The organism is Escherichia sp. MOD1-EC7003, assembly GCF_002965065.1.
In the GTDB taxonomy this organism is placed as follows: domain Bacteria; phylum Pseudomonadota; class Gammaproteobacteria; order Enterobacterales; family Enterobacteriaceae; genus Escherichia.
Genome location: NZ_PTRE01000117.1, coordinates 1 through 20655, shown reverse-complemented (window position 1 = coordinate 20655; position 20655 = coordinate 1). Strand labels below are relative to the sequence as shown.

16 protein-coding genes and 2 pseudogenes are annotated in these 20655 nt (G+C 48.6%); 7 read left to right on the top strand and 11 right to left on the bottom strand.

The annotated features are described in order from the left end of the window. Positions 1–114: 114 nt before the first annotated feature. Complete coding sequence (locus tag A7090_RS19210) at positions 115–1668, top strand: bifunctional metallophosphatase/5'-nucleotidase (protein WP_105275214.1); 1554 nt, start codon at positions 115–117, stop codon at positions 1666–1668. Between the two features lie 238 nt (positions 1669–1906). Beyond that, positions 1907–2131 (top strand): annotated as a pseudogene (gene glyA, locus A7090_RS19205) (serine hydroxymethyltransferase); the annotation flags it as partial. Here glyA and A7090_RS27325 read toward each other — a convergent pair. Next, positions 2115–2261, bottom strand: a pseudogene (locus A7090_RS27325) (PLP-dependent aminotransferase family protein); the annotation flags it as partial. The pseudogenes glyA and A7090_RS27325 overlap by 17 nt on opposite strands. A 30-nt stretch (positions 2262–2291) precedes the next feature. Next, positions 2292–3266, bottom strand: coding sequence for a hypothetical protein (locus tag A7090_RS19195; RefSeq protein ID WP_105275213.1), 975 nt, complete (start codon positions 3264–3266; stop codon positions 2292–2294). 207 nt (positions 3267–3473) lie between these two features. On the opposite strand from A7090_RS19195, the gene A7090_RS19190 reads away from it, so the two are divergent. Next, a complete protein-coding gene (locus A7090_RS19190; protein WP_157941480.1) occupies positions 3474–4001 on the top strand; it encodes a GNAT family N-acetyltransferase in 528 nt (175 codons plus the stop codon). A gap of 186 nt (positions 4002–4187) precedes the next feature. Here the strand turns inward: A7090_RS19190 and malI are convergent, their stop codons facing one another. Together malI and A7090_RS19180 are read right to left on the bottom strand one after the other, a co-directional pair. After that, positions 4188–5204 carry a Mal regulon transcriptional regulator MalI gene (gene malI, locus A7090_RS19185; RefSeq protein WP_105275211.1) on the bottom strand — a complete coding sequence of 339 codons (1017 nt, stop codon included), beginning with the start codon at positions 5202–5204 and terminating at the stop codon, positions 4188–4190. 73 nt (positions 5205–5277) lie between these two features. Further along, positions 5278–6777 (bottom strand): PTS transporter subunit EIIC, encoded by a 1500-nt coding sequence (locus A7090_RS19180; RefSeq protein ID WP_105275210.1) that lies wholly within the window; start codon positions 6775–6777, stop codon positions 5278–5280. A gap of 491 nt (positions 6778–7268) precedes the next feature. On the opposite strand from A7090_RS19180, the gene metF reads away from it, so the two are divergent. Both metF and katG read left to right on the top strand, forming a co-directional pair. Continuing rightward, positions 7269–8159, top strand: a complete 891-nt coding sequence (gene metF, locus A7090_RS19175) for a methylenetetrahydrofolate reductase (protein ID WP_105275209.1) — start codon at positions 7269–7271, stop codon at positions 8157–8159. A 327-nt stretch (positions 8160–8486) separates the two neighbouring features. Next, the gene (katG, locus tag A7090_RS19170; RefSeq protein ID WP_105275208.1) at positions 8487–10667 is read left to right on the top strand and encodes a catalase/peroxidase HPI; all 2181 of its coding nucleotides are present in this window, start codon (positions 8487–8489) and stop codon (positions 10665–10667) included. Between the two features lie 350 nt (positions 10668–11017). On the opposite strand, the gene nagA is transcribed toward katG, so the two are convergent. From nagA to A7090_RS19145, 5 genes are all read right to left on the bottom strand, one after another. Continuing rightward, positions 11018–12169: an N-acetylglucosamine-6-phosphate deacetylase gene (gene nagA / locus A7090_RS19165; RefSeq protein WP_105275207.1), complete on the bottom strand. Its 1152-nt coding sequence runs from the start codon at positions 12167–12169 to the stop codon at positions 11018–11020. A gap of 4 nt (positions 12170–12173) precedes the next feature. Further along, positions 12174–12917 (bottom strand): glucosamine-6-phosphate deaminase, encoded by a 744-nt coding sequence (nagB, locus tag A7090_RS19160; RefSeq protein WP_105275206.1) that lies wholly within the window; start codon positions 12915–12917, stop codon positions 12174–12176. A 19-nt stretch (positions 12918–12936) separates the two neighbouring features. After that, the gene (locus A7090_RS19155) at positions 12937–13845 is read right to left on the bottom strand and encodes a glycyl-radical enzyme activating protein (RefSeq protein ID WP_105275205.1); all 909 of its coding nucleotides are present in this window, start codon (positions 13843–13845) and stop codon (positions 12937–12939) included. An 18-nt stretch (positions 13846–13863) separates the two neighbouring features. Continuing rightward, positions 13864–16287, bottom strand: a complete 2424-nt coding sequence (locus A7090_RS19150) for a glycyl radical protein (RefSeq protein WP_105275204.1) — start codon at positions 16285–16287, stop codon at positions 13864–13866. Between the two features lie 162 nt (positions 16288–16449). Beyond that, positions 16450–17199, bottom strand: coding sequence for a DeoR/GlpR family DNA-binding transcription regulator (locus A7090_RS19145; protein WP_105275203.1), 750 nt, complete (start codon positions 17197–17199; stop codon positions 16450–16452). A 190-nt stretch (positions 17200–17389) separates the two neighbouring features. On the opposite strand from A7090_RS19145, the gene A7090_RS19140 reads away from it, so the two are divergent. Further along, positions 17390–18292 (top strand): DMT family transporter, encoded by a 903-nt coding sequence (locus A7090_RS19140; protein ID WP_105275219.1) that lies wholly within the window; start codon positions 17390–17392, stop codon positions 18290–18292. A gap of 155 nt (positions 18293–18447) precedes the next feature. Continuing rightward, entirely contained in the window at positions 18448–18972 is a 525-nt protein-coding gene (locus A7090_RS19135; RefSeq protein WP_105275202.1) for an SMI1/KNR4 family protein, read from the top strand. A gap of 26 nt (positions 18973–18998) precedes the next feature. Here the strand turns inward: A7090_RS19135 and A7090_RS19130 are convergent, their stop codons facing one another. Together A7090_RS19130 and A7090_RS19125 are read right to left on the bottom strand one after the other, a co-directional pair. Further along, the gene (locus A7090_RS19130; RefSeq protein ID WP_105275201.1) at positions 18999–19622 is read right to left on the bottom strand and encodes a hypothetical protein; all 624 of its coding nucleotides are present in this window, start codon (positions 19620–19622) and stop codon (positions 18999–19001) included. Positions 19623–19635: 13 nt separating this feature from the next. Continuing rightward, positions 19636–20253, bottom strand: a complete 618-nt coding sequence (locus A7090_RS19125) for a DUF1287 domain-containing protein (RefSeq protein ID WP_105275200.1) — start codon at positions 20251–20253, stop codon at positions 19636–19638. Positions 20254–20655 lie beyond the last annotated feature (402 nt).

Genomic DNA, 20655 nt, shown 5'->3' with positions numbered 1-20655 from the left:
TAAGGTCGTTGATTTTGTCCTACAGTTATCGCCTCTGGATGTGAGTATTCTCACATAAAAAAGCCTTTCAGAACGTAATGTAGCAATCCTTTATCTCACTGGAAGGGATTGTTTATGAAAATTAAAATGCTTGCTGCGGGTATCGCATTAACACTGCCGTTTTGGGCCTGCGCCAAAGATGTCACCATTATTTATACCAATGACCTCCACGCACATGTAGAGCCTTATAAAGTGCCGTGGATCGCTGACGGTAAACGGGATATTGGCGGCTGGGCAAATATCACTACGCTGGTTAAGCAAGAAAAAGCCAAAAATAAGGCGACATGGTTTTTTGATGCGGGCGACTATTTTACCGGGCCATATATCAGCAGCCTGACCAAAGGCAAGGCTATTATCGACATTATGAATACCATGCCATTCGATGCTGTCACGATGGGTAACCATGAATTTGACCACGGCTGGGACAACACATTATTACAGCTGAGTCAGGCAAAATTCCCGATTGTGCAGGGCAATATTTTTTATCAGAACAGCAGTAAAGCATTCTGGGATAAGCCCTATACCATCATCGAAAAAGACGGTGTGAAAATAGGTGTTATAGGTTTGCACGGAGTATTTGCCTTTAATGACACCGTCTCTGCTGCCACGCGAGTGGGTATTGAGGCACGTGATGAAATTAAGTGGCTACAACGTTATATCGATGAACTCAAAGGCAAAGTTGATTTAACCGTTGCCCTGATCCACGAAGGTGTTCCGGCCCGCCAGTCCAGTATGGGAGGCACAGATGTGCGCCGCGCACTGGATAAAGATATTCAGACGGCAAGTCAGGTGAAAGGGCTGGATATTTTGATCACCGGACATGCGCATGTGGGTACGCCGGAACCGATTAAAGTTGGCGATACGCTCATCCTCTCCACTGACAGCGGTGGGATTGATGTGGGTAAACTGGTTCTCGACTACAAAGAGAAGCCGCATGATTTTACGGTGAAAAACTTCGAGCTTAAAACCATTTACGCCGACGAGTGGAAACCCGATGCGCAAACGAAACAGGTGATTGATGGCTGGAATAAAAAGCTGGATGAAGTGGTGCAACAAACGGTGGCGCAATCACCGGTTGAATTAAAACGTGCCTATGGAGAATCGGCTTCTCTGGGAAATCTGGCTGCGGACGCTTTGCTGGCAGCGGCGGGTAACAACACCCAACTGGCTTTAACCAACTCTGGCGGTATCCGCAATGAGATCCCGGCAGGTGCGATCACGATGGGTGGCCTCATCAGTACCTTCCCGTTCCCCAACGAGCTGGTGACGATGGATCTCACGGGAAAACAATTACGCAGCTTGATGGAACACGGCGCAAGTTTAAGCAATGGCGTTTTGCAGGTATCGAAAGGCCTGGAAATGAAGTACGACAGCAGCAAGCCGGTTGGTCAGCGGGTTATTTCACTAACTCTGAATGGTAAACCGATTGAAGATGCGACGGTTTACCACATTGCTACTCAGAGTTTCCTTGCTGATGGCGGTGATGGTTTTAGCGCCTTTACCGAAGGGAAAGCGCGCAACACAACCGGCGGTTATTACGTTTATCACGCGGTGGTTGATTACTTCAAAGCGGGCAACACCATCACGGATGAACAGCTCAACGGTATGCGTGTGAAGGATATCAAGTAAAAGTACGTATTGAGGCTGACTTATCCGACCCATGGAAGAACGTGGGCCGGATAAGAGGCATCCGGCGCTACAGCTGTTTAGCAAAGACCTCTTTTGCCGCAAGCAAGCCATTCAGCGCCGCCGCAATTTTTAAGTAAAACGACATATAGGTGGTCTGCGCCTGCCCTAAAAAGTGGCAGGGTGCGGGCGAGGTTTTCCCTGCGAAAATCATCGCATGATGAATTTTCGAGGGAAGCGCATGATAAATAACGAGCCACTTTTTGCTTTGATTAACCAGGAGCAACAGCGCCAGCAACAGTCACTGGAACTGATTGCCTCGGAGAATTTCGCAAGCCCAGCCGTTCTCGCGGCGCAGGGGGCGGTGTTAACCAATAAATACGCCGAAGGTTATTACCAGCATCGCTACTACGGCGGTTGTAAGTTTATTGATGAGGTTGAGATGCTGGCGATAACCCGCGCGCGGACGGCAGTTTTGCGCCATCAGCCAACGCGCCAGAAATCACCAACTGACGAAAAGCTTGATACAAACGCAGATGCAGCGGCAGGCTACGCCACTCTCGCGCGGCGATCATGATTTGTATTGACTCGAACATAAATCCTTGTCGTGAAATATAATTCTTTACTTATAAACGAATTATTCTGCGATAAGAAGTATAATTGTCTCCAATGTCATCCATATATTCTAATTCGTCTGTATGTTTATTATATCCTTTGTAATAAGTTGCCACAGGCAAGAATCCTAATGCAACATTAGCACCACCGCAGAGATTGCACCCGCCATCTCCACCTTTCAGCAGAATATCTTTATCATTAATAATTTCCTGAAGATAGGGATCAAATGCAATCTGTAACCCAAACTGATTAGGCCATTCTATATCCCAGGTTGTTGGTTCTTCAGAAGTAATAAATGGGATTTTCATTTGATAGTCGAAATTATTCCCCCAGCGCCAGAGTGTTCTGGAGCCAGCGCCACATAAATATTCCCATTCATCTTCACCCGGAAGATCAAAACCAGTGCTTTGGATACTTTGAAGTAACTCATCATAGCTAATTGATTCATATATTTGTGCAAATACATTCCCATCTATATATTGTAATTTCAATCTTGCGTTTAACTCGTGAACACCAGGATTAATTTTTTCCATATAATCGGACAGAAATTTTTGCAGCATGCTGTTCTCTGTAATGCGGGGGTCCAATAGAGAAACTTCCCTCCAGCCTGGTCCAGCGTGAACATTTCTTTCAACCAGCATCGGGGATATAGTGACTTTCCTCACAGGTGTACAAGAATCGGTGAGATAATTATTCAAATCTACACCTTCTGGCCCCAACATCTCTTCAAAATCTTGTTTTGTCAGGCCATCCATATTATTGAGGCTGGCATCCCACCCTAACATTACTGTATCTCCGGGGACAACAACAAATTCACAGCCATCTTTATATTCGAATATTCCTGTTTCAGTTGTCTGGCCAAATGCAGAAAAGGTTTCCATACGAATAAAACGGAAATCGGTAAAATGACTTAGCTTATCTTTTAATAAAAGCTCTTTGTCAGTTTTGTTGAGGGAATCATATTTATGGCGTTTATTGATTGCCATGATACATCCTTATAATGAATTAATGACAGGATCATGCTATCACTATGAAGGTAGAAAGCCCACTTTATTGAAATGACGGGCAGTTATTCGGCACGTAGTTATTGTTGTTGATGAATGAGTGACAACTTCTGCCTGCTTTAAAAATGTATCTTTAGGTTAATTGGGTATAAAATAATGAAATATAAACAGCTTTGTTGTGGCAATGCAATGAATACACTTTCTATTATTACTGACCGCTTGATTTTACGTCCACAAACCATTAACGACTTCGATGTCTGGTATCCTATGTATGGCGATCCGCTAATCTTTCATCTGGTCAATGCGCCGGGATTTACCCCGGAAGAAGGCTGGAATCGTCTGTTACGCAATATTGGTCATTGGGCAACTTTTGGTTACGGTATCTTCTCTATTTTCCGCAAATCGGATGGCACGTTCCTCGGGGAAACTGGGCTGGCTAATTTTCATCGCGATGTCGATGCACATTTTGCGCAATATGTTGAAGCATCATGGGTTATCGCCCGGCCATTTCAGGGAGAAGGAATCGCAAAAGAAGCCGCGGTTGCTGTGCACCAATGGTTTGTTGAAGCACATAAACCGGAAAAAACGATCTGTTTGATTGCTAAAAATAATCTGCCATCTATTCGCATTGCCGAGCACGTTGGCTACCGGATCTATAATGAGTGCCTGTATAAGGGCGCGGAATGCCTGAAATTTGAATGTTTATGGGATAAATAAGGCCAACATTATGATGGACCTGGCGAACTCATTCCACTGAGCGCTGACCAGCGCTCAAATTTCCCGATATGTTCCCGACTATCACGCCGCCGCGCAGGAGAGATAATATCTGATGACACTGCCTGTTGAAGAACGGCTGGCGATATAGACGCACGTCTCATTCGGCATTTGTGTCGGTAATATTTACTACGCCGATTCTCGCACCACCAGTTGCCCTGAAAGCGCAATTCTTTGGGTTTGTAAATCTGGGGCTTTTAACTTGCGAATCATCAGGGCTGCGGTCTGGCGTCCAGTTTCTTCACTGGCGGAGGATACATAGGTGAAAACGGGAGAGGTGAGGTTGATGTGCAGCATATCTTCAAAGCCAATCAGCGCCACCTGCTGAGTCAGAAAGATGTCTTTCCCGACTGTACGCCCTACCTGATGTATGCCGTTGATGCAGCCGATCATGGCTTCGGGCGAATGGCAGAGTAGGGCGGTGATGGCATTGTTATTCTCCAGCAACTGGCGCGTGGCCATGCTGGCGGCGTATGTATCATCGTCACAGGCTGGCGTGAACTCGTCACGACTGGCAATACCGAATTTTGCCAGGGTCTGGCGAAAACCCACCAGTCGCTGTTGGCGGATAAGATCGCTTTCTCTGCCGCCGAGGTAGGCAATGTAACGATGTCCACGCTCAATTAAATAACGCGTGGCAAGGCTTGCCGCCTGCTGGTTGTCGCGCAATACCAGATTGCATTCATCTTTGATAGGGGATTGTGAGGCGACGACAAGAGGAAGAGGGCACTGGCGAATCAGCGCGGGTAAGGTTTCACGCTGCGCATCGGAAGCCAGATAAATCACTCCGGCAACACCTTGTTGCTTGAAGGAAAGCAAACAGCGTTCAAGATGTTCATGCTCGTTCTGTGGTTGCCCGAGGAAAACCATATATCCTTGTGCTTCCAGTTCCTGAACAATACTTGCCATCACTTTGATGGAAAAGCTATCGCTAAAATCACGTAAAATCAGACCAATAAGATTTGAAGTGTTGGAGCGTAAATTGGCGGCGGCAACATTATGCACGTAGCCAAGCTCAGTAATGGCAGCATGAACTTTCTCGATGGTTGCCTCGGAAATTTTGCCTTTCTGGCGCAGGACCAGCGACACAGTAGAGACCGAGACTCCTGCGCTTTTGGCAACATCAATTATGCTGACTTTCTTCAAATTCACTCCCTGAACAATAAGTACGAAGGTTCCAGTCAGGGACCAGAACCTCCAACAAAGCGTAATCTTATGACTATTTGCCAATCATCGTCGACATGGTTTGCGCGATAAATTGTGCACGTGCGCCAAAAATCACCTGAATGCCGTTATCGCCGACGAAAACCACACCACGAGCACCGACATTGTTCAGTCCATCTTTATCCACCACATCTTTATCCGCCACTTCCAGACGCAGGCGCGTTATGCAGGATGCGACGGAAGAGATATTTTGTTGGCCGCCCAGCAGACTGATAATTTCCGTAGCCAGTTCATCATCGGTTTTATCGTTAGCGGATACAGTGCTTTCGGCACGACCCGGTGTTTTCACATCAAAACGGCGAATAACAAAGCGGAAAGTGAAGTAATAGATAATAGCCATTGGTACGCCAACAATAATGGCGCTTAAGAAGTTGGTTTCAAAACCATTGAACGATGGCAGGATGCCAAACGAAATATAATCGATAAGCCCTGCCGAGAAGGATTTTGCAATGTGGGCATGGAGCAGATACATCGCCATATAGGAGAGGCCAGCCATTATCGCGTTGAATACGTACAGTACCGGTGCCACGAAAATAAAGGTAAATTCAACGGGTTCTGTAATACCTGTCAGGAAACAGGTTAATGCGGCAGAGAACAGAATACCGGCGGCAATTTTCTTATTTCTGGTGTGTGCTTCATGGTACATCGCCAGACACGCCGCAGGCAGCGCGAACAGCATGAGCGGGAACTCGCCCTGTAAAAACTTACCCGCGTTATGGTAGCTGTCGCTACTGAACGACTTCACACCTTCTTCCAGCATTTTGAACCAAATTGTTTGGTCACCGTGGATCGTTTGCCCTGCCTGGGTGGTGTAATCACCAAAAGAGTACCAGAACGACGGATACCAGATGTGGTGCAGGCCAAGCGGAATAAGTGCACGTTCTGTCACACCAAAAATAAAGGTCGATGCCGCCTGGTTATCACCGTTGACGATAACTGATAGTGCATCGATTCCCGACTGAATATGTTGCCAGACATAGGGCAGTAACAAGCCAAGGATGAAGGAAAGAAAAGCCGTCGCGATAGCCACGAAGCGTTTGCCGGAGAAAAAGCCAAGAAATTCTGGTAATTGCATGGTATGAAAACGGTTGTAACACCACGCCGCCAGAACTCCGCATATCAGGCCGCCGAAGACGCCCATTTGCAGCGTTGGGATCCCCACCACCATCGCATATTTACCGCCTTGCCCGGCCATCTCTGGTGTGATGCCAAGGACAGTACCGATGGTGATATTAGTGACAAAGACGGATACAGCGGCGGATAGCGCCGCAATACCCGATTCTGAAGCCAGTCCCACGGCAGAACCGATAGCAAAAAGCATCGGCAAGTTATCAAAAATAATACCGCCGGCATTCATCATCAACGGCATGTGGAATTTATCGCCAAACGCCAGCAACAACCCGGCGGCAGGCAGAAGCGAAATTGGCAGCATCAGCGCGCGACCAATCATCGACAGTTTAGAAAGTGATTTTACGACACTCGATATCAGACTCATGCTGATTTCCCCCGAATAGCGCAGATGACTGCGCAAGAACGATTATTTATATAAGTAGAACGTTCTAGTAGAACGTTCTACTTATCGTGAGGGATGTATAATTTGTCTGCAACTTAATTCTTAGGAATTTATTATTTGTTTGAAGTGGTTCAAAATTAAAAGCGAGGAGGTCGGAGAGGCTTAAAGTATCCTTTTGTTTTATTTGAGAATATGATTTATTTTTTAAGTGAATAAATTAGAATGAATCATCATTTAAATAAATATAAAATTAATAACGTCAGCATTTTCCCAATATTCACCTCATACTGAATATTGGAATCCTGTTTTTTCTTCAGATGAAAAAATTTCATCTTCCCTGATTTTTCCTCACTATCATTGGTCATTTTTCGGTTGACGCCCATCGGCTTTTCCTTCATCTTTACATCTGGACGTCTAAACGGATAGATGTGCACAATACAACATATAACGACAAGCGATTGATGAGGTAAGGTATGAGCTTTTTTCACGCCAGCCAGCGGGATGCCCTGAATCAGAGCCTGGCAGAAGTCCAGGGGCAGATTAACGTTTCGTTCGAGTTTTTCCCGCCGCGTACCAGTGAAATGGAGCAGACCCTGTGGAACTCCATCGATCGCCTTAGCAGCCTGAAACCGAAGTTTGTATCGGTGACCTATGGCGCGAACTCCGGCGAGCGCGACCGTACGCACAGCATTATTAAAGGCATTAAAGATCGTACTGGTCTGGAAGCTGCGCCGCATCTTACCTGCATTGATGCGACGCCCGACGAGCTGCGCACCATTGCACGCGACTACTGGAATAACGGTATTCGCCATATCGTAGCGCTGCGTGGCGACCTGCCGCCGGGAAGCGGTAAGCCGGAAATGTATGCTTCTGACCTGGTGACGCTGTTAAAAGAGGTCGCTGATTTCGATATCTCCGTGGCGGCGTATCCGGAAGTGCATCCGGAAGCGAAAAGTGCCCAGGCAGATTTGCTTAATCTGAAGAAAAAAGTGGATGCCGGAGCCAACCGTGCGATTACTCAGTTCTTCTTCGATGTCGAAAGCTACCTGCGTTTTCGCGATCGCTGTGTTTCGGCGGGCATTGATGTGGAAATCATTCCAGGCATTTTACCGGTCTCGAACTTTAAACAGGCGAAGAAATTTGCCGACATGACCAACGTACGTATTCCGGCGTGGATGGTGCAAATGTTTGACGGTCTGGATGACGATGCCGAAACCCGCAAACTGGTGGGCGCGAATATCGCCATGGATATGGTGAAGATTTTAAGCCGTGAAGGAGTGAAAGATTTCCACTTCTATACGCTTAACCGCGCTGAAATGAGTTACGCGATTTGCCATACGCTGGGTGTACGACCTGGTTTATAAATATTGTGGATTTTGTGAAAATTACACAGTGATCACAAATTTTAAACAGAGCACAAAAAGACTCCTCGAAATGAGGGTGGGAAAATAAGGTTGTAAGCCTTGTTTTCTCCCTCATTACTTGAAGGATATGGAGCTAACCCCCTTTGTTATAAAAATGTGTCCGAAATCGGACATAATCAAAAAAACTTAATTACGATCAATTTGATCTACATCTCTTTAACCAACAATATGTAAGATCTCAACTATCGCATCCGTGGATTAATTCAATTATAACTTCTCTCTAACGCTGTGTATCGTAATGGTAACACTGTAGAGGGGAGCACATTGATGAGCACATCAGACGATATTCATAACACGACAGCCACTGGCAAATGCCCGTTCCATCAGGGCGGTCACGACCAAAGCGCAGGTGGGGGTACAACCACGCGCGACTGGTGGCCAAATCAACTCCGTGTTGACCTGTTAAACCAACATTCTAATCGTTCTAACCCTCTGGGTGAGGGCTTTGACTATCGTAAAGAATTCAGCAAATTAGATTACTACGGCCTGAAAAAAGATCTGAAAGCCCTGCTAACAGAATCTCAGCCGTGGTGGCCAGCTGACTGGGGCAGCTACGCCGGTCTGTTTATTCGTATGGCCTGGCACGGCGCGGGTACTTACCGTTCAATCGACGGGCGCGGCGGCGCGGGTCGTGGTCAGCAACGTTTCGCACCGCTGAACTCCTGGCCGGATAACGTTAGCCTCGATAAAGCGCGTCGCCTGTTGTGGCCAATCAAACAGAAATATGGTCAGAAAATCTCCTGGGCAGACCTGTTTATCCTCGCGGGTAATGTGGCGCTGGAAAACTCCGGTTTCCGTACCTTCGGTTTTGGTGCTGGTCGTGAAGACGTTTGGGAACCGGATCTGGACGTTAACTGGGGTGATGAAAAAGCCTGGCTGACTCACCGTCATCCAGAAGCCCTGGCGAAAGCACCGCTGGGCGCAACCGAGATGGGCCTGATTTACGTTAACCCGGAAGGCCCGGATCACAGCGGCGAACCGCTTTCTGCGGCAGCAGCTATTCGCGCGACCTTCGGCAACATGGGCATGAACGACGAAGAAACCGTGGCGCTGATTGCGGGTGGTCATACGTTGGGTAAAACCCACGGTGCCGGTCCGACATCAAACGTAGGTCCTGATCCAGAAGCTGCACCGATTGAAGAACAAGGTTTAGGCTGGGCGAGCACTTACGGCAGCGGTGTTGGCGCAGATGCCATCACCTCTGGTCTGGAAGTGGTCTGGACCCAGACGCCGACCCAGTGGAGCAACTATTTCTTTGAGAACCTGTTCAAATATGAGTGGGTACAGACCCGCAGCCCGGCTGGTGCAATCCAGTTCGAAGCGGTAGATGCGCCGGAAATTATCCCGGATCCGTTTGATCCGTCGAAGAAACGTAAACCGACAATGCTGGTCACCGACCTGACGCTGCGTTTTGATCCAGAGTTCGAGAAGATCTCTCGTCGTTTCCTCAACGATCCGCAGGCGTTCAACGAGGCCTTTGCCCGTGCATGGTTCAAACTGACGCACAGGGATATGGGGCCGAAATCTCGCTATATCGGACCGGAAGTACCGAAAGAAGATCTGATCTGGCAGGATCCGCTACCGCAGCCGATCTACAACCCGACCGAGCAGGACATTATCGATCTGAAATTCGCTATTGCAGATTCTGGTCTGTCTGTCAGCGAACTGGTGTCGGTGGCCTGGGCGTCTGCTTCAACCTTCCGTGGTGGCGACAAACGTGGTGGTGCCAACGGTGCGCGTCTGGCATTAGCACCGCAGCGCGACTGGGATGTGAACGCCGCAGCCGTTCGTGTTCTGCCAGTTCTGGAGAAAATTCAGAAAGAGTCTGGGAAAGCCTCGCTTGCGGATATCATCGTGCTGGCAGGTGTGGTTGGTGTTGAGAAAGCCGCAAGCGCCGCAGGTTTGAGCATTCATGTACCGTTTGCGCCGGGTCGCGTCGATGCGCGTCAGGATCAGACTGACATTGAAATGTTCGAGCTGCTGGAGCCGATTGCTGATGGTTTCCGTAACTACCGTGCTCGTCTGGACGTTTCCACCACCGAGTCATTGCTGATCGACAAAGCACAGCAACTGACGCTGACCGCGCCGGAAATGACTGCGCTGGTGGGCGGGATGCGTGTACTGGGTGCTAACTTCGATGGCAGCAAAAACGGCGTCTTCACTGACCGCGTTGGTGTATTGAGCAATGACTTCTTCGTGAACTTGCTGGATATGCGTTACGAGTGGAAAGCGACCGACGAATCGAAAGAATTGTTCGAAGGCCGTGACCGTGAAACCGGCGAAGTGAAATACACTGCCAGCCGCGCGGATCTGGTCTTTGGTTCTAACTCTGTCCTGCGCGCGGTGGCAGAAGTTTACGCCAGCAGCGATGCTCACGAGAAGTTTGTTAAAGATTTCGTGGCGGCATGGGTGAAAGTGATGAACCTCGACCGTTTCGACCTGCTGTAATTTGATTTGCTTCAGCGACTGTATAATGATGGTCGCTGAAGCGTCTTTCGCTTATTGCTGGCGATCCTCTCCAATACAAGCTGGGATGTGAGCACGCTGTGGCTGACAGTGTTTGTTTACTCATCTGGAATGTGAATGAATTCAGTTGGTGGGAGAATATGTCTATATACACTTCGCCCTTCAAGCTGCCTCTGCGTTGGCTGCACTCTCTCACCTCAGTCACGTACTTTTGTACGCTCCTGGGGAGCTATTCGCTTGCCGCCCTGATGCAACTCGAATTATTTAGGGTATAGATTTAATTAAAACCATCATGCCTGCTCCGGTCAATCATAACCGGAAGCCGTTGATTATTAACTGGGGTAATTTAACGAACAGGCCACGATGCCACGACAAAAGGTCGTATTAACCTGATAATCATCTTCCAGCACGACAATATCCGCGTCATAGCCATGTTGTAATTTCCCTTTGCGATGATCAAGCCCTAACAAACGGGCTGGATTAATGGTACAGGATTTTAAGGCGGCACCAAAAGGGACCATCGCCCCCTCAACCATATTGTATAAGCCGCGGTTCAGCCGTAGCGTACTGCCAACCAGCACACCGTTTTCCCGCCGGGTGGCACCATCTTCGCCCAAAATCATTGGTTCTGCGCCGAACATATAGCGGCCCGGAGGACAGCCTTTAGCTTTCATTGAGTCGCTGATCATAATGATGTAATTATCATTCTTTACGCGATAAAGGTGAGAAGCGGAAACCAGGCTAACGAAAATACCATCGGCGATCACTTCACCATACAACTCGTCCAGACGTAGTGCGGCACCAAGCAGACCCGGTTCACGATTAACATATTTCGCCATCCCATTATAAACGTGGGTAACGTTTTTCGCCCCGTACGCGACAGCCGCTTGTGCCTGTTCGAAGGAGGCGTCTGAGTGGCCCATATTGACAACAATCCCTTTTTGCACGCAGTAACGGGTGAGCGCTAATTCGGCATCTTCTTCCGGTGCGAGAGTGACGGCGATAATGCGCCCACGGGCGGCGTGTTCAAATGCCTGAAATTCGCTAACGCTGGCGGGACGGATCTGTTTTTCCGGTTGTGCGCCACGATACAACTGGCTGAGAAACGGGCCTTCAAGATGAATACCGAGAATCTCCGCACCCGAACAGGTTTCATCCATGACGTGAGAAATGTTACTCAATGCCGCCAGCAAGGTGGCGTCTTCATCCGTTACCGTGGTAGGGCAGAAAGCGGTGACACCCTCAGTGGGCAGGCGGGACGCCCAGCGACGTAGCCCTTCGGGATCGTCTTCATTACTGTCGTAATTCCACGCGCCGTGGGCGTGGGTGTCAATAAGCCCCGGAATAATGCGCCGTGAGCCAAAATCGTAATCGACATGTGAGCTAAGCCCCAACGTGAGATCGCTGATAATCCCATCTTCTATGGTGATTTGCGCCGGGTAAAATCCTCCGGCAAGCCAGACGCGTTCACTCTGGAGCCTCATTGTCTCACCTCTGTACGTTGATAAGCGCAGCCGCGTCACGATCGCAAATAATCGTGACGTTCGGGTGCAATAACAGGAACGATGCCGGAAACAAAGGATCAACGAGGGTACAGTCGTGAAGCTGTTTCATTACTGCGGCTTTTGATTTGCCGTTAGCGATCAGCACGATTTCTTTGCTCCTTAGGATAGTTCCCATACCGAGCGTAATCGCCTGGCGTGGCACATCCTCTTTGCAATCGAAAAAGCGCGCATTTGCTTCGATCGTCTCTTCATTCAGATCGATGACGTGGCAAAGTGGGCTGTGTGTTAAATGTGGTTCGTTAAAACCGATATGTCCGTCATGACCGATGCCGAGAATGGTCATATCAAAATCGCCATGTTGCTGGATAATTTGTTCATAGCGGGTGCATTCGGCCTGTAAATCATTGACCAGAACATCTGGCACAAACGTGTGATCAACCTGAATATTAGCGTGCTGGTAGAAGTGCTGTTGCAGGAAATAATAGTAGCTTTGCGGATTATCTTTTTTCAGCGGGATATATTCGTCGATATTAAATGAATATGATTGCGAAAAATCGGCTTTTCCTTCCTGCGCCTGGCGACTGAGATACGCCAGCAGGCCAATCGGCGTACCGCCAGTCGGGACTGCCATAACTAAACCCGGTTTCTTTTTTAATGCACTGACGACACGAGCGGCAGCAAGCGCACTCATCTCGTCATAGTCGTGGGCAACAATAAAATCCAGCATCCATGATTCCCCGTTATTATCAGCCTCCGATAGTGGCTTTTAAGCCAATGCTTTCGGCATACTCTTTAATTTGTTCAGTGAATTCCCGCTTGCAGCGTGGTATATCGTGCAGTAAATAGGGCATTCCCAGCTTTTCATATTTGCCGATGCCATAAATGTGATACTCCAAAATATCCACCTGCAAAACGGCGCTACCGAGGCTACGGATAAAATCCAGCCGCTTGCGGAGATCTTCAGGCTGATCGTTGCGCGTCGGCACAATAACCATACGGGCCAGCATTGGTTTGCCCATCGCGGCAATGGCTTTGGCATTTTCCAGGAGCAGACGGTTATCAACACCGGTACAGGCAAGGTGAATTTCTGGGTCGAAAGCTTTAAAATCATACGAAACCAGATCCATTAACTCTACCAGCGGTAACAGCTTATCAGGGCGAATGTTACCTGCGGTATCCAGGCATAAATGGACATTTTCTTCTTTCAGAAAACGGGCGGTTTCACCGACGAACTCTGCCTGTAGCGCAGGCTCACCGCCGGAGAAAGTCACGCCGCCTGAACTGGTGTCGTAAAATGCTTTATCCCGCAACATCAGATCCGCGAGCGCGCGAGATGTTATCTCCTTACCGACTTTTTCGTAACCGTCATAAGGACAAAGTTCGACAATATCCAACAGGTTTGTGCAGCGTTTACGATCGATATTCACGCCTTTTTCGGCGAACGTGATCGAATTATTGGCGGCAGCTTGCACACAAGTACCGCACTGTTTACAACGCTCTTTAAACCAAAATACATTGAACCCTGGCTTGATAGTTTCCGGATTCGCACACCATTGGCAGCGCAAATTACACTGCTGCATAAACACGGTACTGCGAATACCCGGACCATCTTTCGTGGAATAGTGCTGAATCCGGGATATCAGGCCAGTTCTCATTGTTTCTTCCTCTGACGCTTACCAGCTTAGTTCCGTACGCGCGATGATCGCATCCTGTGCTTCCGGCATTAGGGTGGAGAACAGCGCACAATAACCGGCTACCCGCACCATTAGATTCGGGTAATCTTCCGGGTGTTCTTTTGCCGCCCGCAGTACGTTCGAATCAATGATGTTGAACTGGTTATGGAAGACATTTTTCAGACGACCCGCTTCCATAAAGGCGGTGAATTTTTCCAGGTTATCGTCACCTTCCAGTGCGCTGGGCGTGAATTTCATGTTCAATAACTGTCCACCAGCGATTTTCTGGTTGGGTAGTTTAGAGATGGAGTTAATCACCGCTGTCGGGCCTTCTTTGTCCGCGCCCAGGCACGGCGACGCCCCTTCGTTTAGCGGCAGCGTGGCCAGGCGACCGTCTGGTGTTGCGCCAACGTCAAAACCGTTTGGCACATACGAAGTAATGTTGGAAGTGGACATCGTATAACCGCAGCCTTTTGGCCCCTTACCGTAGCGGTCGGTTTTGTACTTTGGCAGCAGCTTCAGGTAAGACTCAAAGACGTCAGCGACAATATGGTCCACATAGTCGATGTCATTGCCGAATTTCGGCGCGTTGCGGCACAGTTTACGCACGCGAGCGCCTTCGATACCTTCAAAGTTGCTATCCGTTGCCTCGCGTAGTTGTTTCAGCGTTAGTACCTTGTCATCGAATACCAGTTTTTTCACTGCTGCGAGGCTGTCGCCTACGACGGAAGGTCCGATATTGGAAGAACTGACGAAATCGTATTCCGCGCCGCCATTCTTCAGCGTGCTGCCACGTTCCAAAGAGCAGTTGACTGTCGCGGAGGCGAAGGCGTCGGCATCGTGATATTTCAGCGCACGGTCACACACCAAATCGCAGTCCACCGCCAGATCAGAGTAAAACTCCAACAGTTGATTCCAGGCCGCCCACACTTCATCGTAAGAGGCGTAGTTGATATCACGACCTTCTGTGCTGTTGATTTTCACTAGTTGCACACCGGTTGCTGGATCACAGCCGTTGTTCATTACCAGCTCAAGGATTTTGCCAAAGTTCACGTAGGTCATCCCTGTGGCGCGGTGGCCCCAGCGACCCGGAATGGCGGTTTCCACGCAGCCCATAGAGGCATATTCACGCGCCACTTCTTCCGTCAGGCCGAGCGTCATCATCGCCGGGATCACCACTTCATCACAGAAGATGGACGGCATCCCGAAGCCTTTGCGGATCAGTTTTGCCGAATCCTGCATCAGTGAGTGCGGCGTGCCTTTCCAGAAACGCGTGCTCAGGTTCGGCTCCGGCAGACCGGTCAGCGCCATTGCTTCCAGCGAGAGGTAAGAGAGATCGTTTGTGCCGTCAGTGCCGTCCGGCTTCATGCCGCCAACCATCAGGTTGGAGTAGAGCGGGTAGCCGCCGCTGTATTGGGTATGCCCCCACGGACGAACTTTATTGAGGCTGTTGGTCATAATGAAGAAGTGGGTCAGGATTTCAAGCGCCTTCTCTTTACTGATTTTTCCCGCGTTGATGTCCGCTTCATAGAACGGCCAGACATACTGATCGAAACGCCCGAAGGAGAAAGAGTGACCGTTACTTTCGATCATCATCAGTAAATGTGTCAGGTAGACGGTTTCTACCGCTTCCCAGAAACTTTGTGCTTTGCCTTCCATCAGATGCGCGAACATATCGCTCATTGCCAGCAGTTCGTCACGACGTTTGGCATCAGTGGTTTTGCTGGCTTCTTCTTTGGCGAGAAGAGAAAAGCGTTTGCAGTAGTTCAATGCCGCGTTCATGGTAATAATTACGGCTTCGTAGAAATCTTTCTGCTCGTCGGTCAGATTGTTATTTTCGGCCAAATGTTGTTTTGCGATATCGCGCATTCCACCGTAGCCCACTTCCAGTACAAAATCATGGTTAGGGATGATATGACCGTCGCCGGACATGCTGATGCCGCCGCGATGTAGCACGCCTTGTTTTTCCGCCAGTCGATTAATTTGTGGCAAATTAGCCAACACCTCATCCTGGTGGGTTTTTCCCTGCCAGTAATCCTGCAATACGCGCAGGCGCGCTTTGGTCTCTTCGGATACCTGGAAGCTGTCGCCGGAGCGTTTATCGAATTCGTCCAGTTCCTCAATCACCCAGTTGAAGGAGAACTCCGGGAATACTGGCGCGGCAAAATTGGCGCTTGCCTGATTACCAACGATCAGCATGTCAGGCTCAATATAGATGGTCATTTTTTCCAGAATATCGGCCAGCGCTAATGCCCGACGAATCACGATTGATTTGCCTTCCGAACGTTTAAAGGAATCGGTGATAATTTCGGCACGTTCAGGGCAGATGGTCGCTACGCGGTGGAACATCTGATCTTGTTTTTTAGCGATACGCGCAAAATCACAATCGTTATTGGTGGGCTTGAAGCTAAGTAATCCGTTCATAAAGACCTCAGTTCTGGAGTGGGTATAGGCATTCCACGCCTGAGATGTTCTTTTGTCAATTAAAATGTGATCTGTCTTGTTTCTTTTGTGGTGAATAAATCCAGAAAGAACATCCAAGAGGTGCAAAAAAACACAGGTGTCTGTTGTAAGACATCTGTGCGATCAGCGGTGGTTATCAGCCAGCAGTAGCTGTACGTTTTGCGTGTTAATCAGAGAGAGCATGTCAGCAGGAAGGCCGCTTTGGCTGATGATGAGATCCAGATCAACCAGACAGGCATGGCCTGCGAGGAATGTCTGGTCGAATTTGCTTCTATCCGCTAGCAGGATTTTTTGCCGTCCGGCCCGCATCAGTGCTTGTTTGACGTGGGCATCGGTCATTTTAGGGACCGTTAGTTCCCCTTGCGCGTTGATACCCTGAGTACTGAGGAAGACCTTGTCAGCATGGATATTGCGAAAGAAGTCGGCTGTACAAGGAGAAATCATCCCCTGTGTATCGTCTTCGTATTCACCCGGCGCGACGATCAGTTTAATGTTTTTTCTCCCTTTCAGCAGATTAACTACTGGAACGGAATTTGTTATCACCATGATTTTTTTATCGAAAATAAACTGGGCAAGCGCGAGCGTTGTCGTGCCACAGTCGATAATAATGGTGTCACCATCTTCAACTAGTTCGGCGGCTTTCTGGCCGATCAGGTGTTTATCATCGACCATTTGTATCGATTTAAGTTGAAAGCTAGGCTCAACGCTGGCACCGCTGGTCAAATAGGCTCCACCGTAGGTTGTTTTAACAATGCCCTGTTTTTCAAAGAAGGAAAGGTCGCGTCGGATGGTCATTTTAGTGACGCCGAATTTCGCCGCCAGTTCGTTAACAACGACTTTTTTGTCCTGCTGCAGAATGGCGTAAATACTCATTCTTCTGTCAGATGATTGCATAGTCATGCTTTCCTTGATGAAAATTGCACTCTAGATCGCACACATTATGGGGGTAAATTGGGATAAAAAGAACATAAAGAAACAAATTTCCCCAAGCGCGTTTTACTGTCGATGGGACATTGGTGAAAGCGTATAGTGCATACAGAAATGTCACTCTATGGGATTTATCATGTCTGCCTCAGTAAAGAGCAACCCCCTGGCTATTAGCGGCCTCATCGTTCTGACTCTCATCTGGAGTTACAGTTGGATTTTCATGAAGCAGGTCATGGGCTATGTTGGCGCGTTTGATTTCACTGCGCTACGCTGTATTTTCGGCACTTTCGTTTTATTCCTCGTTTTACTGGTACGCGGTCGCGGCCTGCGCCCGACACCGTTCAGGTTCACCTTTGCTATCGCTTTACTCCAGACCTGCGGCATGATCGGCCTCGCTCAATGGGCACTGGTGAGCGGTGGCGCGGGAAAGGTCGCCATCCTTACCTATACTATGCCGTTTTGGGTAGTGATCCTCGCTGCGCTTTTCCTGGGGGAGCGGTTGCGACGTCTACAATACGCTGCGATTGGCATTGCCGCTGTAGGATTGGTATTCGTAATGCAGCCGTGGCAACTTGATTTATCTTCGATGAAAAGCGCCATATTGGCGATTCTTTCCGGCGTTAGTTGGGGGGCGAGTGCCATTGTCGCGAAACGCCTTTACGCCCGTCATCCACGCGTGGATTTATTGTCGTTAACCGCCTGGCAGATGCTTTATACGGCGCTGGTGATGAGCGTAGTCGCCTGGCTGGTGCCGCAACGTGAAATTGACTGGCAACCCACGGTGTTCTGGGCGCTGGCCTACAGTGCGATTCTGGCGACGGCGCTGGCCTGGAGCTTATGGCTGTTTGTGCTGAAAAACTTGCCTGCCAGTATTGCCAGCTTAAGCACACTGGCCGTTCCCGTTTGCGGCGTGCTGTTTTCCTGGTGGCTGCTCGGTGAAAATCCCGGTGCGGTTGAAGGTAGCGGTATTGTGCTGATTGTGCTGGCACTGGCGCTGGTGAGCCGCAAGAAACGAGAGAACACAGTGAAACGTGTATGAATGTTTACTTATGGTTGGTGAGAGTTATTGCGTCAGGGTTAGCCATATTAAGCATTTTTACCATGGCTGCTTCCGGGCATGCAGGAAGCTGGAGCCATGATGCAATAGCCTTGTATGATGGGTTAAAACTTGACTGTTTTTTATGGAGTTGAAAGATGTCAATAGAGCGCATTAAGCACGTTATGTCACCGCCAGAAGTAGCACCTGTAAAATGCTCAGTCGCAGACTGGCAGGAAGTTGAAGCAAAACTACGCATATCGTTGCCGGAAGATTATAAGATTTTTATTGATGAATATGGTTCTGGCAGCATAAATAATTTTTTGTGGATATTTAATCCATTCGTCAGTAATCAATATATTAATTTGCTTGAGCAAGCAAAGGCGATAGCGGATATATATATTGAACTCAGGGAAAATGGCGATAAATTCCCGTACCTGGTTTCTCCCGCTGCAGGGGGATGCATTCCCTTCGGCGCGACTGATAACGGTGACTACCTATTCTGGAAAATGGGCAAAGGAGGTGGGTGTGGTGTTGTAGTCAACGAAGGTCGCTCACCTCTTTATGATGAGTACGATATGGAGTGGTCGGAATTTCTGTATTTACTTCTCACCTGTCAACTGGAATCAGAAGTGCTACCAATGAATACGTTTAAAGGGAAGCCCTGGTTTACACCGCATTAATTTGCAGTACATATCCAGACTTCAGATTAATTTTTGTTAAGAGCAATAATTTCACTCAATAAATGGTAAGAAGGGGAATCTTGCTCATATAACCGCACGTCATTGGTGGTAACTTCTATTTTTTGCAACGGCTCTTCAAAGAAATAGCCTTTGTAAGCAGGCGTCAGCGAGTCAATGATGGTAGATACGTTAAGACATTTATCAAAAGTTAATATCTTAATACTGACGGGAGATAACGTGGAAAGTAGTAGGATAATTTCGTCTTCATGCCCGTAGGTGTTAGCCAGAATAAATGCTGCTGAATAAGGCCTCGCTGGTCTCCAGGCTTTGTTCATACCCACTGTAGCTTGCGTATTTTGTTCCTGCAAAATATAAACGTTGTTGTTAAATGCCATACTTAACTGGATATCTTTGAATATTTCCTTACTTAACGTGGCATCAAGCTGGCGAATCATTGCCGAACCTGGAGCATCATTTTTGAAAAAATCTGTGGGTCGTGATGGTGTGTTATAGCGAATCAAAAAGAGATAGGCAGAAAGGGCTTGCTGGACGTCATTCAGTGATGTCTTGCATTCAGCGTGGCCCTGAAAACTTACGGCACAACCGAGGAAACAAAGCGATAACAACACGCGATTTATTTTGCTGTTCATACTTCCTCTCCGGTCAGTGTGGAAAATAACGATAATGCCCCACCATCTGCCAGCTAAACAGGACATCTTCTTCCTGCGCACCAGCTCCAATGTTATGTATCACCAGCGGCGTACCGTCACTGGCAAAACCATCTGAAACCACCCCAATATGTGCCAGTCCATTGTCTAATCGCCAGGAGACAATATCGCCCGGTTGGTAGTCACTGGCGTTTTTGCTGGTGGGGCGTGTTTTGTCGTGGCGCGTAAACCAGGTTTCCAGGTTAGGCACCCGGCGATGATCGATGTTGCTGTCCGGGCGCTTTAACTTCCACTTTTGCGGATAATCAGCAAAATTCTTCGCCATATCTTCGTGAACCAGTTTCTGCAAATCGACCTTTTGGCTGCGCAGGGCGCGGATCACCACATCGGAACATACACCGCGTTCTTGCGGGACATCACCGCCAGGATAAGTAAGCTGCACATATGCCGGATCGTAAAAGAGCGTGCTGCCGATTTGCTGTCTGGCACCGTTCGCGATGGCAAGATTGGTGTTAGCCTGGATTTGCCCCACGGCTGGTGGAACGGCGGGGGATTTTAAGGAGTGGCTGGTAAGTGCCGTCAGAAGACTGAGCAACGCCAGTGAAACTTTCATTTGTTTCGTCCGTGAAAATAATATTCGCAGATTCGACCTTCTGGGCTAACGATTGTTCTGTGGAGAAAATGTCCAGAAGCAGACAAAAGACTCCCGGACAAGCTGGGGGCCTGAGAATGATGATAAACGCAAAACTGCCTGATGCGCTATGCTTATCAGGCCTACATAATCTCTGCAATCTATTGAAACTGCATGTTTTTGTAGGCCGGATAAGGCGTCCACGCCGCATCCGGCATGAACAAAGCGCACTTTGTCAACAATATGAGCCGCCTGAGAATGATGATAAACGCAAAATTGCCTGATGCGCTGCGCTTATCAGGCCTACGTAATCTCTACAATCTATTGAAATTGTATGGTTTTGTAGGCCGGATAAGGCGTTCACGCCGCATCCGGCATGAACAA

What these genes read in the sequence shown, in the direction of transcription:
- metF (WP_105275209.1), top strand. Translation starts at nt 7,269, where the DNA reads ATGAGCTTTTTTCACGCCAGCCAGCGGGATGCCCTGAATCAGAGCCTG.
- A7090_RS19210 (WP_105275214.1), top strand. Translation starts at nt 115, where the DNA reads ATGAAAATTAAAATGCTTGCTGCGGGTATCGCATTAACACTGCCGTTT.
- A7090_RS19125 (WP_105275200.1), bottom strand. Translation starts at nt 20,253, where the DNA reads ATGAAAGTTTCACTGGCGTTGCTCAGTCTTCTGACGGCACTTACCAGC.
- A7090_RS19155 (WP_105275205.1), bottom strand. Translation starts at nt 13,845, where the DNA reads ATGAGAACTGGCCTGATATCCCGGATTCAGCACTATTCCACGAAAGAT.
- nagB (WP_105275206.1), bottom strand. Translation starts at nt 12,917, where the DNA reads ATGCTGGATTTTATTGTTGCCCACGACTATGACGAGATGAGTGCGCTT.
- A7090_RS19195 (WP_105275213.1), bottom strand. Translation starts at nt 3,266, where the DNA reads ATGGCAATCAATAAACGCCATAAATATGATTCCCTCAACAAAACTGAC.
- A7090_RS19140 (WP_105275219.1), top strand. Translation starts at nt 17,390, where the DNA reads ATGTCTGCCTCAGTAAAGAGCAACCCCCTGGCTATTAGCGGCCTCATC.
- A7090_RS19130 (WP_105275201.1), bottom strand. Translation starts at nt 19,622, where the DNA reads ATGAACAGCAAAATAAATCGCGTGTTGTTATCGCTTTGTTTCCTCGGT.
- A7090_RS19190 (WP_157941480.1), top strand. Translation starts at nt 3,474, where the DNA reads ATGAATACACTTTCTATTATTACTGACCGCTTGATTTTACGTCCACAA.
- A7090_RS19145 (WP_105275203.1), bottom strand. Translation starts at nt 17,199, where the DNA reads ATGAGTATTTACGCCATTCTGCAGCAGGACAAAAAAGTCGTTGTTAAC.
- A7090_RS19135 (WP_105275202.1), top strand. Translation starts at nt 18,448, where the DNA reads ATGTCAATAGAGCGCATTAAGCACGTTATGTCACCGCCAGAAGTAGCA.
- katG (WP_105275208.1), top strand. Translation starts at nt 8,487, where the DNA reads ATGAGCACATCAGACGATATTCATAACACGACAGCCACTGGCAAATGC.
- A7090_RS19150 (WP_105275204.1), bottom strand. Translation starts at nt 16,287, where the DNA reads ATGAACGGATTACTTAGCTTCAAGCCCACCAATAACGATTGTGATTTT.
- A7090_RS19180 (WP_105275210.1), bottom strand. Translation starts at nt 6,777, where the DNA reads ATGAGTCTGATATCGAGTGTCGTAAAATCACTTTCTAAACTGTCGATG.
- nagA (WP_105275207.1), bottom strand. Translation starts at nt 12,169, where the DNA reads ATGAGGCTCCAGAGTGAACGCGTCTGGCTTGCCGGAGGATTTTACCCG.